We start from the raw sequence: 14430 nt of genomic DNA, 5'->3' as shown, positions 1-14430 counted from the left end.
GAGCGGAATGCGGGACACCGGCAAGGCCAATGATCTGCTGGCGCAGATTCCCAAGGCAGAAAAGGGCCTGCCGCCCGTGCATCTGTGGAACCCGGATTTTTGCGGCGATATCGATATGCGCATCGCCCGTGACGGTACCTGGTATTACCTGGGTACGCCGATCGGGCGCAAGCCGATGGTACGGTTGTTCTCGACCATTATCCGTCGCGATGGTGATGACTACTTCCTGGTGACACCGGTGGAGAAGGTCGGCATCAAGGTCGATGACGCGCCTTTTGTCGCGGTCAGCCTTGAAGTGCAGGGCGAAGGCGAGCAGCAACGGCTGCGCTTTACCAGTAACGTCGACGATCAGGTCGAGGCTGGCCCCGAGCATCCGCTGCGCTTTGAAATCGATGCGCAAACCCAGGAGCCTTCGCCGTATGTGCTCATGCGCAGCAACCTCGAAGCGCTGATCCATCGCAACGTCTTCTACCAGTTGGTCGAGCTGGCGGTGCCACGGCAGATCGATGGCCAGCAGTGGCTGGGGGTCTGGAGTGGCGGGCGTTTCTACCCCATCGGCCGGGCCGATTAGCCTCCGCGTTTTTCCCCGAATTGGACCTTTGTAGTCGTGGAGTGCCGGCATAACCTGCAGGCATCCACTGACGCATGAGGTACAGCCAATGAAATCCCGTCTATTGCCGATCAGCACTCTGATCGCCGCCAGTCTGTTCACCATTCCCGGTGCCTGGGCCCATGGTCAGGAAGGCCAGGAAGCAGTCAACATCCTCCAGCAGCAGTTGCCGAGCAATGCGCCAGGCAAAAAAGCGGTCATGCTTACCGTCAGCTATGCGCCTGGGCAGAAATCCGTTCCCCATCAGCATCCTGGCGCGGTCATGGCCTATGTGCTCGAAGGTACGGTGATTTCACAGCTCAAAGGCGAGCAACCTGCCACTTACAAGACCGGGGATTACTGGTACGAGCCACCGGGCTCGGTGCACCTGATGTCGAGCAACGCCAGCCAGACCCAGCCGGCCAAGCTGCTAGTGTGGAGCCTGGTGGATGAGCGGCTGCTGGTGACCGAGCCGTACAAGCGCTAGTTGATATTGTCCTGGGTACGGGGCAGCGGCATCATCGTCGTTGGTACTGATTAACACGAGGAAAGGAAGCCATGCCCGCTCTGGATATCTATCAACACAATCGACAGGCCTGGGACCGGCTGGCCGCCCAGGACTGTCAGTGGTCGCAGCCGGTAAGTGCCGAGGTCATCGCTGCGGCCCGCGAGGGGGACTGGTCGGTGCATTTGACCCCTGGATCGTTGCCGCCAGGCTGGTTGGCCGACGTGCAAGGCCTGCGGGTGTTGTGCCTGGCAGCTGCCGGTGGCCAGCAAGCGCCGGTGCTGGCAGCGGCAGGGGCGCAGGTCACCGTCTTCGATGCGTCCGCGGCCCAGCTTGAGCAGGATCGTCGTGTGGCTGCGCGCGACGGGCTACAACTCGATCTGGTTCAGGGCGACATGCGCGACCTTTCGCTGTTTGCCGATCAATCGTTCGACCTGATCTTCCATCCGATCTCCAACCTGTACGTGCCGGATGTGCGGCCGGTGTGGCGGGAGTGTTTCCGGGTGCTGGTCGGGGGAGGGCGATTGCTGTCGAGTTTCTACAACCCGGTGGTGTTCGTCGCTGACCGTGACCCGCAGTATGCCGAGCAGGGTTTGATCAAGCCGCGTTTTACCCAGCCATATGCCGACATTAGCGATCTGCCGTCAGAGGCCCTTGCGGCCAAGCTTGAGCGTGGCGAGGCACTGGTGTTTGGTCACAGCCTGGCGGACCAGATTGGTGGGCAGTTGGTAGCAGGGTTCGTGCTCGAAGGTTTTCATGAGGATGCGCAGCCGGTTCCGCGCTTTCTGATCGACCGGTACCTGCCGACGTTCATCGCCACCTGCGCAAGAAAGCCTTGAGGGCAGAAACGAAAAAACCTCCAGTGCTCAGGGCAACTGGAGGCTTTTCAGGTGTTTGGCTCCGCGACCAGGACTCGAACCTGGGACCCAATGATTAACAGTCATTTGCTCTACCGACTGAGCTATCGCGGAATCTGTGGCGTATCTTACTGATTGCTAAGGGGAAGTCAAGCCTCCCCTATGCAATTGAGTAATTAAAGGACTTCGACGATCGCCTTGGTCACCCCATGGATGTTGCTCTGGTTCAGGGTTGCCACGCAGATGCGGCCGGTATCCAGTGCATAGATGCCGAACTCGTTTTTCAGGCGCGCCACTTGCTCGACGCTCAGGCCCGAGTAGGAGAACATGCCGCGCTGACGGCCGACGAAGCTGAAGTCACGCTTGGCGCCGTACTCGGCCAGCAGTTCGACCATCTGCTTGCGCATGCCGTGGATACGCTGGCGCATTTCGCCCAGCTCGTCTTCCCACATCTTGCGCAGTTCCGGGCTGTTGAGCACGGTGGCGACAATGGTGGCGCCGTGGGTCGGCGGGTTGGAGTAGTTGGTGCGGATCACGCGCTTGACCTGGGACAGCACGCGCGCGCTTTCTTCCTTCGACTCGGTGACGATGGACAGGGCGCCGACGCGCTCGCCGTACAACGAGAAGGATTTGGAGAACGAGCTGGAAACGAAGAAGTTCAGGCCCGACTCGGCGAACAGGCGCACGGCGAAGGCGTCTTCATGAATGCCGTCGCCAAAGCCCTGGTAGGCCATGTCGAGGAACGGCACGTGGCCCTTGGCCTTGACCACTTCAAGCACGTTTTTCCAGTCGTCCAGGCTCAGGTCGACACCGGTCGGGTTGTGGCAGCAAGCGTGCAGCACGATGATCGAGCCGGACGGCAGGGCATTGAGGTCTTCGAGCATGCCGCTGCGGTTGACGTCATTGCTGGCGGCATCGTAGTAGCGATAGTTCTGCACCGGGAAACCGGCGGTTTCGAACAATGCGCGGTGGTTTTCCCAGCTCGGGTCGCTGATGGCGACTACGGCGTTCGGCGACAGCTGCTTGAGGAAGTCGGCGCCGATCTTCAGGGCACCGGTGCCACCGACGGCCTGGGTGGTGATCACGCGACCGGCGCTCAGCAGCGGCGATTCGGCACCGAACAGCAGTTTTTGCACGGCCTGATCGTAAGCGACGATACCGTCGATCGGCAGGTAGCCGCGGGAAGCGTGCTGGGCAGCGCGCTGGGTTTCGGCTTCGATCACTGCACGCAGCAGTGGGATACGCCCTTCTTCGTTGCAGTAAACACCTACACCCAGGTTGACCTTGTTGCTACGGGTATCGGCGTTGAAAGCTTCGTTGAGGCCCAGAATGGGATCGCGTGGTGCCAGCTCGACAGCGGAAAACAGGCTCATTTTTACCTTGGCTCTGAATGGAGAGTGGAAGAGGGCGCACGCTCCAGTCGCTTGCACTAGAGCGGTGCACAAACGGGGAGTCAGTATAGTGATACCGACCGGTCACGGCGACAGTCTGTCGCAGCTTTTCCTGCTATTTGGCCGAATATTTTTCGACCGTTAGTCGTTTTGCCCAGTCCATTGTCAGAAATGCCCACAACACTGAGTTGAAACTGGCGCTTGTGGCCCTAAGTTCGGTATAAATACTGTCTATAAATACAGTTGCCTGCGCCTGCGATGAAAGCATCGCGATCACACAGAGGTTTGTCATGTCCGAGTTCCAGCTCGTCACCCGTTTCCAGCCAGCCGGCGACCAGCCTGAGGCGATTCGCCTGATGGTCGAGGGAATCGAGGCGGGCCTTGCACACCAGACCCTGCTCGGGGTGACCGGTTCGGGCAAGACCTTCAGCATCGCCAACGTGATCGCCCAGGTACAGCGACCGACCCTGGTGCTGGCGCCGAACAAGACCCTGGCAGCGCAGTTGTACGGCGAGTTCAAGGCGTTCTTCCCGAACAACGCCGTGGAATATTTCGTTTCCTATTACGACTACTACCAGCCCGAAGCCTACGTGCCGTCCTCCGATACCTTCATCGAGAAGGATTCCTCGATCAACGACCATATCGAGCAGATGCGCCTTTCGGCGACCAAGGCGCTGCTGGAGCGGCGCGATGCGATCATCGTCACCACCGTGTCGTGCATCTATGGCCTGGGCAGCCCGGAAACCTACCTGAAGATGGTCCTGCATGTGGACCGTGGCGATAAACTCGACCAGCGCGCGCTGCTGCGCCGTCTGGCCGACCTGCAGTACACCCGCAACGAGATGGACTTTGCCCGCGCCACCTTTCGCGTGCGCGGTGATGTGATCGATGTCTTTCCGGCTGAATCGGACCTGGAAGCTATCCGTATCGAGCTGTTCGACGACGAGGTGGAAAACATCGCCGCTTTCGACCCGCTGACCGGCGAGGTGATCCGCAAGCTGCCGCGCTTCACCTTCTACCCCAAGAGCCATTACGTGACCCCGCGCGAGACTCTGCTCGAGGCAGTGGACGGCATCAAGGAGGAGCTGGCCCAGCGCCTTGAATACCTGCACAAGGCCAACAAGCTGGTCGAAGCCCAGCGCCTGGAGCAGCGCACCCGATTCGACCTGGAGATGATCCTTGAGCTGGGCTACTGCAACGGCATCGAAAACTACTCGCGCTACCTCTCCGGGCGTCCGGCCGGGGCGCCGCCACCGACCCTCTACGATTACCTGCCGGATGACGCCCTGCTGGTGATCGATGAGTCCCACGTCAGCGTTCCTCAGGTCGGCGCGATGTACAAGGGCGACCGTTCACGCAAGGAAACCCTGGTCGAGTACGGTTTTCGCCTGCCCTCGGCGCTGGACAACCGGCCGATGCGCTTTGACGAGTGGGAGCACGTCAGCCCGCAGACCATCTTTGTCTCGGCGACCCCGGGCAACTATGAGGCCGAGCATGCCGGTCGGGTGGTCGAGCAGGTGGTACGGCCGACCGGCCTGGTCGACCCGCAGGTCGAAGTGCGCCCGGCCACTACCCAGGTCGATGACCTGCTGTCGGAGATCCGCAAGCGCGTGGCCGTGGAGGAGCGCGTGCTGGTCACCACCCTGACCAAGCGCATGGCCGAGGACCTCACCGACTATCTGGCCGACCACGACGTGCGCGTACGCTACCTGCACTCGGACATCGACACCGTGGAGCGAGTCGAGATCATTCGCGACCTGCGCCTGGGGACCTTCGATGTGCTGGTGGGCATCAACCTGCTGCGTGAAGGCCTGGACATGCCTGAGGTGTCGCTGGTGGCGATTCTGGATGCCGACAAGGAAGGTTTCCTGCGCTCGGAGCGCTCGCTGATCCAGACCATTGGTCGCGCCGCGCGTAACCTCAACGGCCGGGCAATTCTTTATGCCGACCGGGTGACTGGTTCGATGGAGCGGGCCATCGGTGAGACCGAACGGCGTCGCGACAAGCAGATCGCCTTCAACGCCGCAAATGGCATCGTGCCCAAGGGCGTGGTCAAGGACATCACCGACATCATGGAAGGCGCCAACGTGCCCGGCTCGCGCAGCAAAAAGCGCAAGGGCATGGCCAAGGCGGCAGAGGAGAGCGCCCGTTACGAGGCCGAGCTGCGCTCGCCAGGCGAGATTGCCAAGCGCATCAAGCAACTGGAAGAGAAGATGTACCAGCTGGCGCGGGACCTGGAGTTCGAGGCGGCGGCGCAGCTGCGCGACGAGATTACCGCGTTGCGCGAGCGGATGATTACTGCCTGAGGGCTCTATCGCGGGGCAAGCCCGCTCCCACAGGTAGGCTCTTCACTGGGCCTTGTGGGAGCGGGCTTGCCCCGCGATCAGTGCGCTTCTCCGGCCTTCAAGCCCTGCGGCAATTTACGTGTCATCACCACCGCCACCATGCTGATCGCCAAACCGATTCCGACAAAATGAAAGGCGTCGTTATAGGCCATGATCATTGCCTGCTGGTGGGTGATCTCACTTAGCTTGCCCAGCGCCGCGGTATCGCTGCCCAGGCGTTCGGCCAACTGCGCCAGGCGCTCGGCGACCTGTGGGTTGTTCGGCACGATGGACTCGCGCAGGTAATCGAAGTACACCTTGGCCCGTGCATCGAGCAGGGTCGCCAGCAAGGCAATGCCAATGGCGCCACCCAGGTTGCGCAGGATGTTGAACAGGCTCGAGGCCGAGCCTGCATCCTGGGGCTGGATATAGGCGGTGGCAATCAGCGAGATGGTCACCATGATCATCGGTTGGCCAAGGGCGCGGATGATCTGGATGTGGTTGAACTGCTCGCCGGCAAAATCCGGGTTGAGTACCCCGGAACCGAAGCTGGCCAGGCCGAACAGGCCAAAACCCAAGGTGCAGAGAATCTTCGGCGAAATCACCTTCATCAACTGCGGCACCAGCGGTATCAGGAACAGCTGCGGAACCCCCATCCACATGATCACTTCACCGATCTGCAGGGCGTTGTAGTTCTGGATCTGCGCCAGGTACAAGGGCAGCAGGTAGATCGAGCCGTACAGACCCACACCCATCCCCAGGCTGGCGATGCTCGACAGGCCGAAGTTGCGGTTGCCGAGAATGCGCAGGTTGATCAGCGGGTTGGGTTTGGAGAACTGCACAATCACAAAGGTGATCAGGCTCAACAGGGCGATGCTGCCCAGGGTGACGATCAGGCTCGATTCCAGCCAGTCCTTGCGGTGACCTTCTTCGAGGAACACCTGCAAGCAGCCAAGGCCGACGCCGAGGGTAAGGATGCCGGCATAATCGGTGCTTTTGAGCAGTTCCCAGTGCGCTTCTTTCTTCTCCAGGCCGTACAGCAAGCCGCCGATCATGATCAGCCCTGGCGGGATGTTGATGTAGAAGATGTACTCCCAGCCCCAGTTCTCGGTCAGCCACCCACCCAGGGTCGGGCCGATCGAAGGGGCGAAGGTGGCAGTCATGGCGAACATCGCCATGCCTTTGGCGCGGTGGTGTTCGGGCAGCTTGATCAGGGTCAGGGTGAAGGCCAGGGGGATCAGCGCACCTCCGGTAAAGCCCTGCAGGGCGCGGAAGATGATCATGCTCTCCAGGTTCCAGGCCATCGAGCACAGCAGTGATGAGCCCAGAAAGCCCAGTGACACCCACACCGCCAGGCGTCGCGCCGACAGCAATTGCACCAGCCAGGCGGTGAGGGGGATCATGATGATCTCGGCCACCAGGTAGGAGGTGGAGATCCACGAGCCTTCCTCCAGGGTCGCCGACAGGGCGCCCTGAATGTCCTTGAGCGAAGAGTTGGTGATCTGGATGTCCAGTACCGCCATGAAAGCGCCGAGCATCACGCTCATGACGGCGATCCAGTCGCGCCGGCTGGGTTCGCCGACGGGGCGGATCAGCGAATCACCGGCCATGGTCGGCGCTGTCGCGGATGTCGACCGTGACGGTCACCGACATGCCCGGACGGATCTTGCCGTGCAGCGGGTTGTCGGTGGCGAAAGTCAGTTTCACCGGAATGCGCTGCACCACCTTGGTGAAGTTGCCAGTAGCGTTGTCCGGTGGCAGCAGGCTGAACTGTGCGCCGGAGGCGGCGAACAGGCTGTCGACCCGGGCCGTGATCGGCGTGTCCGGGTAACTGTCGAACAGCAGCTCGGCGCTTTGTCCGGGTTGCATGTGGCCGATCTGGGTCTCCTTGAAATTAGCCTGAATCCAGATGTCTTGATCGGGAACGATCGACAGCAGGTAGGCGCCGGCCTGCACCACCTGGCCGTTACGCGCGGCGCGTTGGCCGATGATGCCGCTGATTGGAGCGTGGATGTCGCTGCGGGTCAGGTTCAGTTCGGCCTGGGCCAGGTCGGCGCGGGCGTTGACGATTTGCGCGTCCAGGCGCTTGATTTCAGCGCTCAGGGCGTTGACCTGCTGGCGCTGGCCCTGCAGGTCGGCCTGGGCCTTGCTGACCTGGGAGCGCGCCACGTGGTTTTCGGCCGACAGCGTGGTCACCCGTTCTTCCGAGACAAAGCCCGGCTTGCGCAGGGCCTCGGCACGGTTGAGGTCCAGTTGCGCACGGCCGAGGGTGGCCTGGTTGGCGGCGACCTGGGCTTGCCCGGCGGCAATCAGGCTGGCTTGCTGGGTCAGCCGGCTTTCGGCCTGCAGGCGTTCGGCTTCGCGGGTGTCGAGGGCGGCGCGGGCGCGTTCCACGGCCAGGCGAAAATCCTCGGGCTCCAGGCGCACCAGCAGGTCGCCCTTGGCTACGTGCTGGTTGTCGTGCACCAACACTTGGTCGATGCGCGCGCTCAGCTGGCTGGAAACCCGGGTGATTTCGCCCTGCACGTAGGCATTGTCGGTGCTTTCATAGAAGCGCCCCTTGAAGTACCAATGTGCAAGGAAGGCGAGGGCAATGATTGCAACCAGGGTGAGGAAAATCAGCAGGCGACGCTTGAGTTGGGCAGGCATGAGGATAATCGTTAAAAAAGTGTAAGCAAATTTAACCGTGATTGAATTCGTTGCTACAAGTGCCGATCGTGCCCATTGCTGGAGCCCGGTGCCCGCTCCCTGTTAACATCCAACCTTTGTTTCATCTCTAGTTCGAGACTGTCCATGACCACCGTTCGCACGCGTATCGCGCCTTCGCCTACTGGCGATCCCCACGTCGGCACCGCTTACATCGCCCTGTTCAACTACTGCTTTGCCAAGCAGCATGGCGGCGAGTTCATCCTGCGTATCGAAGATACCGACCAGTTGCGCTCGACCCGCGAGTCGGAACAGCAGATCTTCGACGCCCTGCGCTGGCTCGGCATCGAGTGGAGCGAAGGTCCGGACGTCGGCGGCCCTCATGGCCCGTACCGGCAGAGCGAGCGGGGCGATATCTACAAGCAGTACGCCCAGCAACTGGTTGACCTGGGCCATGCCTTCCCGTGCTTTTGCACCGCCGAAGAGCTGGACCAGATGCGCGCCGAGCAAATGGCTCGTGGCGAAACCCCGCGGTACGACGGTCGCGCCTTGCTGCTGTCGGCAGAAGAAGTGCAGCGCCGCCTGGCTGCTGGCGAACCGCATGTGATCCGCATGAAAGTGCCGACCGAAGGCGTCTGCGTGGTTCCGGACATGCTCCGTGGCGACGTCGAGATCCCGTGGGACCGCATGGACATGCAGGTGCTGATGAAGACCGACGGCCTGCCGACCTACTTCCTGGCCAACGTCGTCGATGACCACCTGATGGGCATCACCCACGTGCTGCGCGGCGAAGAGTGGCTGCCGTCGGCGCCCAAGCTGATCAAGCTGTACGAGTACTTCGGTTGGGAACAACCGACCTTGTGCTACATGCCGCTGCTGCGTAACCCAGACAAGAGCAAGCTGTCCAAGCGCAAGAACCCGACCTCGGTGACCTTCTACGAGCGCATGGGCTTCATGCCTGAAGCGATGCTCAACTACCTGGGTCGCATGGGCTGGTCGATGCCGGACGAGCGCGAGAAGTTCTCCCTGGCCGAGATGGTCGAACATTTCGACCTGTCGCGGGTTTCCCTGGGCGGGCCAATCTTCGATATCGAGAAGCTGTCGTGGCTCAATGGCCAGTGGCTGCGCGAGCTGCCGGTGGAAGAATTCGCCGCCCGCCTGCACAAGTGGGCGTTCAACAGCGACTACATGATGCAGATCGCGCCGCACGTGCAGGGCAGGGTAGAGACCTTCAGCCAGGTCGTGCCGCTGGGTGGTTTCTTCTTCGAAGGTGCCCTCAAGCTCGATGCCAAGCTGTTTGAAAGCAAGAAGCTGTCGGCCGACCAGGTACGCCAGGTCATCCAGTTGATCCTGTGGAAGCTCGAAAGCCTGCGCCAGTGGGAAAAAGACCGTATCACCGGGTGCATCCAGGCGGTGGTAGAGGCTCTGGAGCTGAAACTGCGTGATGCCATGCCGCTGATGTTTGCCGCGATCACCGGCCAGGCCAGCTCGGTCTCGGTGCTCGATGCCATGGAAATCCTTGGCCCGGACCTGACCCGCTACCGCCTGCGCCAGGCCCTGGACCTGCTCGGTGGTGTGTCGAAGAAAGAAAACAAGGAGTGGGAAAAGCTGTTGGGCACCATCGCCTGATTGCCGGCAAGCCCGCTCCTGCAGAACCGGTGGGAGCGGGCTTGCCCCGCGAAGAGGCCCGCAAACCCCCGTAAAATCGGGGTGTTTCACTCGGTCGGGCGGTAAGTGTTTGTTATCTCGGAAATTTTTTTTGAATTTTGTTGAAAATATATTTGACAGGTTCGCCATCCGATCTTAATATGCGCCCCGTCCACAGCGATGAACGAAAACGAAACGCGAAGCACCCAGCCAAGCGATTCAGTTCAAAGCGACATTGTGGGGCTATAGCTCAGCTGGGAGAGCGCCTGCATGGCATGCAGGAGGTCAGCGGTTCGATCCCGCTTAGCTCCACCAAATTCCGATTCGTAGTCAGCTAGACTGATTGCGAAATCAACCGGGTTCCAGCGACCGGGTTGGTAAGGTAAGAAGGTTCGTCCCCTTCGTCTAGTGGCCTAGGACACCGCCCTTTCACGGCGGTAACAGGGGTTCGAGTCCCCTAGGGGACGCCAGTTTTACACAAGCAACGTCGAAAGAGGTTGCTGGGCCGCGAGGCTAGAAATCTGGGGCTATAGCTCAGCTGGGAGAGCGCCTGCATGGCATGCAGGAGGTCAGCGGTTCGATCCCGCTTAGCTCCACCAATTTTGCCAGGATTCGTGAAAACGGATCTGTACGAAGGTTACAAGTCCCCTTCGTCTAGTGGCCTAGGACACCGCCCTTTCACGGCGGTAACAGGGGTTCGAGTCCCCTAGGGGACGCCATTTTACCCACTTTGTGGGATTCGAGGCTCATTCGATTATTGAATGAGCCTTTTGTTTTTGCCTCGAAAAAACTTCCCCTGAAACTTTTCTGCTGACGCGACAAGCGGCAGCATTTTCTGCTTGCAGAAAAATATTATGAGAATAATATTCTAGCCATAATATTTTGGAGGCGAGCATGAACGACAAAAAGGCCAAGACCCGCGAACGGATTCTCGATGCCGCCTGCAGTGCGTTGATCCAGCACGGCCCGGCCGAGCCCAGCGTCAATCAGGTGATGGGCGCTGCCGGCCTGACCGTTGGAGGGTTTTACGCGCACTTCGACAGCAAGGACGCGCTGATGCTCGAAGCCTTTCGCCAGTTGCTTGGCGAACGTCGGGCGTTGCTCGCGGAAGTTGACCCGAGCATGAGCGGTGAGGCACGTCGCGCCCTGGTGGCTGCCTTTTATCTGTCGCGCAAGCACCGTGATGCCACCGAGCGCGCTTGCCCGCTGCCGACCTCCCTGGGCGAGATGGCGCGCCTGCCGGAAGCATTTCGAGCGGTGCTGGCCGAACACATCGAGCTGATGATGGCCAATCTCGCCGACAGCCCGGAAGAGGCCGACAAGGTCCTGGCCGACATGGCCCTGATGATCGGTGGCCTGGCCTTGGCCCGTGCCCTGGGCACGGATGAATTGTCTGACCGTATCCTGCGTGCCGCCAAGTCGGCGGTTGTCTGAACCACGCGCTATCCACCGGAGTGAAGCGATGAATACCTTGAGCTGGATTCGTAGCGTCAACGGCACCCTCGGGCATCTCGCGCCCGAACATATCGCGCGCAAGATGCGCCGGGCCTTCATGACCCCGCGCAACCGGCCGCCGCGGGACTGGGAATTGCCGCTGCTGGCCCGCGCCGAGCGCATTACCTTGCGTTTCGGGCTCTCGGCGTTGCGCTGGGGTCAGGGCCCAACCGTACTGCTGATGCACGGTTGGGAAGGGCGTCCGACCCAGTTTGCCCACCTGATCGACAGCCTGGTCGACGCCGGTTACACCGCAGTCGCCCTGGAAGGCCCGGCTCACGGCCACTCGCCGGGCAACGAAGCCAATGTGGTGCTATTCGCCCGCGCCTTGCTGGAAGCCGCCGCAGAGCTGCCGCCGTTAAAGGCCGTGATTGGCCATTCCATGGGCGGCGCCAGTATGCTCCTGGCTCTGCAATGGGGCTTGCGTGCTGACGTGGCGGTAAGCATCGCCGCGCCGGCGCAGTTGCTGGGTGTCATTCGCGGGTTTGCCCGCCACCTGGGCATGCCAGCCCGGGCGCGGGCGGCGTTCATCCGCCAGATCGAGCGTGATGTCGGCGTGCAGATTTCCCGCCTTGATGTCAGTGGCTACCAACTGGAGCTGCCCGGCTTGATCGTGCATGCCGAGGACGACCAACTGGTACCGGTCAACGAGTCCGATGCCATCCACCGTGCCTGGTTCGACAGCCGCCTGCTGCGCCTGCCCGACGGCGGCCACCTGCGTGTGCTGGCCGACCCGCAACTGCGCGAAGGGGTGCTGGCACTGCTGCAGCGCAGCAGCTCACCGGCGCGGCAATCGGCCTGAGCATCCGGTACACTCTGCCCGTTCACCACGGATCTGGAGCGGGCATGAGTTGGGATCTGGCAACACCGTTCATCATCGACCTGCGGGTCGCTGCCGACGACATCGACGGTCTCGGCCACGCCAACAATGCGGTCTACGTCACCTGGCTTGAGCGTTGCGCCTGGCGCCACTCCCAGCGCCTGGGGCTGGACCTGGTCGAGTACCGGCGCCTGGACCGGGCCATGGCTGTGGTCCGGCACGAAATCGACTATCTCGCCGCGGCCTATGAAGACGATGAGTTGCAACTGGCAACCTGGATCGTCGACTGGGACCAACGGCTGAAAATGACCCGGCGTTTCCAGCTGGTGCGGCCGAGCGACGGCACCACCTTGCTGCGCGCGCAAACCACCTTCGTCTGCATCGAGTTATCCAGCGGGCGGCCCAAGCGCATGCCGGTGGAGTTCATTGAGGGTTATGGGCCGGCGCTGATGGCCGGGGCGCTGTAGGCCGCGGATTTTGCTAGACTGCCGGCCTTTTTCAGCCGAGATGCAACTCATGCAAATTGCCCTGGCCCCGATGGAGGGGCTGGTCGACGACATTCTTCGCGACGTTCTGACCCAGGTCGGCGGTATCGACTGGTGTGTCACCGAATTCATTCGGGTCTGCGACCGCTTGTTGCCGGCGGCCACCTTCGAAAAGCTCGCGCCGGAGCTGAGCCAGGGCGCTCGCACTGCAGCCGGTGTGCCGTTGCGTGTGCAATTGCTCGGTTCCGACCCGGTGTGCCTGGCCGAGAATGCGGTGCTGGCCTGCGAGCTGGGCGCACCGGTGATCGACCTCAACTTCGGCTGCCCGGCCAAGACCGTGAACAAGTCCCGGGGCGGGGCGGTGCTGCTCAAGGAGCCGGAGCTGCTGCACGCGATCCTGCGTGAAGTGCGCCGCGCGGTGCCTGCGCATATCCCGGTGACGGCCAAGATGCGCCTGGGCTTCGACAGCCCTGACGGCGCACTGGACTGCGCCCGGGCCCTGGCCGAAGGCGGCGCCGAGCAGTTGGTGGTGCACGCGCGGACCAAGGTCGACGGCTACAAGCCGCCTGCCCATTGGGAGTGGGTGGCGCGGGTGCAGGAGGTGGTCAAGGTGCCGGTGTATGCCAATGGCGAGGTCTGGACCCTGGAAGACTGGCGGCGTTGCCGCGAAGTCAGCGGCGTCGAAGACATCATGCTGGGGCGTGGCCTGGTTTCGCGTCCGGACCTTGCCCGGCAGATCGCCGCTGAACGTGATGGTGTCGAGTTCGTGCCGATGGATTGGCAAAGCTTGTTGCCGCTGATCCAGGATTTCTGGGGCCAGGCCCGGGCGCAGATGACCCCGCGCCAGGCGCCAGGGCGCTTGAAGCAGTGGGTGGCGATGCTGACCCGCACCTACCCCGAGGCGGTGGCGTTGTTCACCGAGTTGCGCCGGGAAACCGACTGTGACCGGGTCGGGCAGCTGATCGGTGTGCCGGTCAGCGAGGCGGCCTGAAAAAATTTTTGCAGGGTTGCTTGAAAAGCAGGCGAGGGTCCTTATCTAGGGAGTACGCGATGCCGAAGTCGGGTCGCGCTACTACACAACCTCGCTGATTTTCAGGAGATGTACCATGACTACTGCTTTTTCTCTGGCTCCACTGTTCCGTCATTCCGTGGGTTTCGACCGTTTCAATGACTTGTTCGAATCTGCGGCGCGTAATGAGGCGGGTAGCAGCTACCCTCCCTACAACGTTGAAAAACATGGCGATGACCACTATCGAATCGTCGTTGCTGCGGCAGGTTTCCAGGAGCAGGATCTGGATCTGCAAGTGGAAAAAGGCGTCTTGACCGTGACCGGCGGCAAGCGTGACAGCAACGCTGAAAGCGTTACCTATCTGCATCAGGGCATTGCCCAGCGGGCGTTCAAGTTGTCGTTCCGCCTGGCGGACCATATCGAGGTCAAGGCGGCTGGTTTGGCCAATGGGCTGCTCAGCATCGACCTGCTGAGGATTGTGCCGGAAGAGGCCAAGGCCAAGCGGATCCCGATCAATGGGGATGGCAAGCCTGCTCTGAATTGATTGTTGTTGTGGATGAGGGCACCTTCGGGTGCCCTTTTTGTTGCCTTATTTTGGGCTTGCATGACTCAGTGGGAGCGGGCTTGCCCCGCGATTCGATTTGGCAGGCAGAATGCTATCGC

13 protein-coding genes and 5 tRNA genes are annotated in these 14430 nt (G+C 61.5%); 14 read left to right on the top strand and 4 right to left on the bottom strand.

All coding sequences use genetic code 11. The features are described from left to right. Positions 1 to 7 precede the first annotated feature (7 nt). The 3 genes from EXN22_RS19735 (at position 8) to EXN22_RS19725 (ending at position 1933) form a co-directional block, all read left to right on the top strand. Complete coding sequence (locus EXN22_RS19735; RefSeq protein ID WP_130265644.1) at positions 8 to 571, top strand: DUF1285 domain-containing protein; 564 nt, start codon at positions 8 to 10, stop codon at positions 569 to 571. 88 nt (positions 572 to 659) lie between these two features. After that, entirely contained in the window at positions 660 to 1076 is a 417-nt protein-coding gene (locus tag EXN22_RS19730; RefSeq protein WP_130265643.1) for a cupin domain-containing protein, read from the top strand. A 71-nt stretch (positions 1077 to 1147) separates the two neighbouring features. Further along, positions 1148 to 1933, top strand: a complete 786-nt coding sequence (locus tag EXN22_RS19725) for a class I SAM-dependent methyltransferase (protein WP_130265642.1) — start codon at positions 1148 to 1150, stop codon at positions 1931 to 1933. Positions 1934 to 1989: 56 nt separating this feature from the next. On the opposite strand, the gene EXN22_RS19720 is transcribed toward EXN22_RS19725, so the two are convergent. Then, positions 1990 to 2065 (bottom strand) — tRNA-Asn (locus tag EXN22_RS19720). A 62-nt stretch (positions 2066 to 2127) separates the two neighbouring features. Then, a complete protein-coding gene (locus EXN22_RS19715; RefSeq protein WP_130265641.1) occupies positions 2128 to 3324 on the bottom strand; it encodes an amino acid aminotransferase in 1197 nt (398 codons plus the stop codon). A gap of 308 nt (positions 3325 to 3632) precedes the next feature. Between EXN22_RS19715 and uvrB the strand changes: the two genes are divergently transcribed. Beyond that, entirely contained in the window at positions 3633 to 5648 is a 2016-nt protein-coding gene (gene uvrB, locus EXN22_RS19710; RefSeq protein WP_130265640.1) for an excinuclease ABC subunit UvrB, read from the top strand. 77 nt (positions 5649 to 5725) lie between these two features. On the opposite strand, the gene EXN22_RS19705 is transcribed toward uvrB, so the two are convergent. After that, a complete protein-coding gene (locus EXN22_RS19705) occupies positions 5726 to 7276 on the bottom strand; it encodes an MDR family MFS transporter (protein ID WP_130265639.1) in 1551 nt (516 codons plus the stop codon). Further along, positions 7266 to 8315, bottom strand: a complete 1050-nt coding sequence (locus EXN22_RS19700; protein WP_130265638.1) for an HlyD family secretion protein — start codon at positions 8313 to 8315, stop codon at positions 7266 to 7268. The genes EXN22_RS19705 and EXN22_RS19700 overlap by 11 nt, the downstream gene beginning before the upstream one ends. A gap of 144 nt (positions 8316 to 8459) precedes the next feature. On the opposite strand from EXN22_RS19700, the gene gltX reads away from it, so the two are divergent. From gltX to EXN22_RS19650, 10 genes are all read left to right on the top strand, one after another. After that, entirely contained in the window at positions 8460 to 9941 is a 1482-nt protein-coding gene (gltX, locus tag EXN22_RS19695; RefSeq protein ID WP_130265637.1) for a glutamate--tRNA ligase, read from the top strand. A gap of 257 nt (positions 9942 to 10198) precedes the next feature. After that, a tRNA-Ala gene (locus EXN22_RS19690) sits at positions 10199 to 10274 on the top strand. A gap of 79 nt (positions 10275 to 10353) precedes the next feature. Next, positions 10354 to 10429, top strand: a tRNA-Glu gene (locus tag EXN22_RS19685). A 53-nt stretch (positions 10430 to 10482) separates the two neighbouring features. After that, positions 10483 to 10558: transfer RNA gene (locus EXN22_RS19680), tRNA-Ala, on the top strand. Positions 10559 to 10602: 44 nt separating this feature from the next. Then, positions 10603 to 10678 (top strand) — tRNA-Glu (locus tag EXN22_RS19675). 175 nt (positions 10679 to 10853) lie between these two features. Then, positions 10854 to 11393, top strand: a complete 540-nt coding sequence (locus EXN22_RS19670; protein ID WP_130265636.1) for a TetR/AcrR family transcriptional regulator — start codon at positions 10854 to 10856, stop codon at positions 11391 to 11393. 28 nt (positions 11394 to 11421) lie between these two features. Beyond that, a complete protein-coding gene (locus tag EXN22_RS19665) occupies positions 11422 to 12255 on the top strand; it encodes an alpha/beta fold hydrolase (RefSeq protein WP_130265635.1) in 834 nt (277 codons plus the stop codon). Between the two features lie 44 nt (positions 12256 to 12299). Next, complete coding sequence (locus EXN22_RS19660) at positions 12300 to 12740, top strand: acyl-CoA thioesterase (protein WP_130265634.1); 441 nt, start codon at positions 12300 to 12302, stop codon at positions 12738 to 12740. A gap of 49 nt (positions 12741 to 12789) precedes the next feature. Then, a complete protein-coding gene (locus EXN22_RS19655) occupies positions 12790 to 13749 on the top strand; it encodes a tRNA dihydrouridine synthase (RefSeq protein ID WP_130265633.1) in 960 nt (319 codons plus the stop codon). A gap of 115 nt (positions 13750 to 13864) precedes the next feature. Further along, a complete protein-coding gene (locus tag EXN22_RS19650; RefSeq protein WP_010223248.1) occupies positions 13865 to 14311 on the top strand; it encodes an Hsp20 family protein in 447 nt (148 codons plus the stop codon). Positions 14312 to 14430 lie beyond the last annotated feature (119 nt).

This window comes from Pseudomonas tructae, assembly GCF_004214895.1.
GTDB classification, from domain to species: domain Bacteria; phylum Pseudomonadota; class Gammaproteobacteria; order Pseudomonadales; family Pseudomonadaceae; genus Aquipseudomonas; species Aquipseudomonas tructae.
Note: the sequence above shows the minus strand (reverse complement) of the source record. Positions and strands in the feature narration are given on the sequence as shown.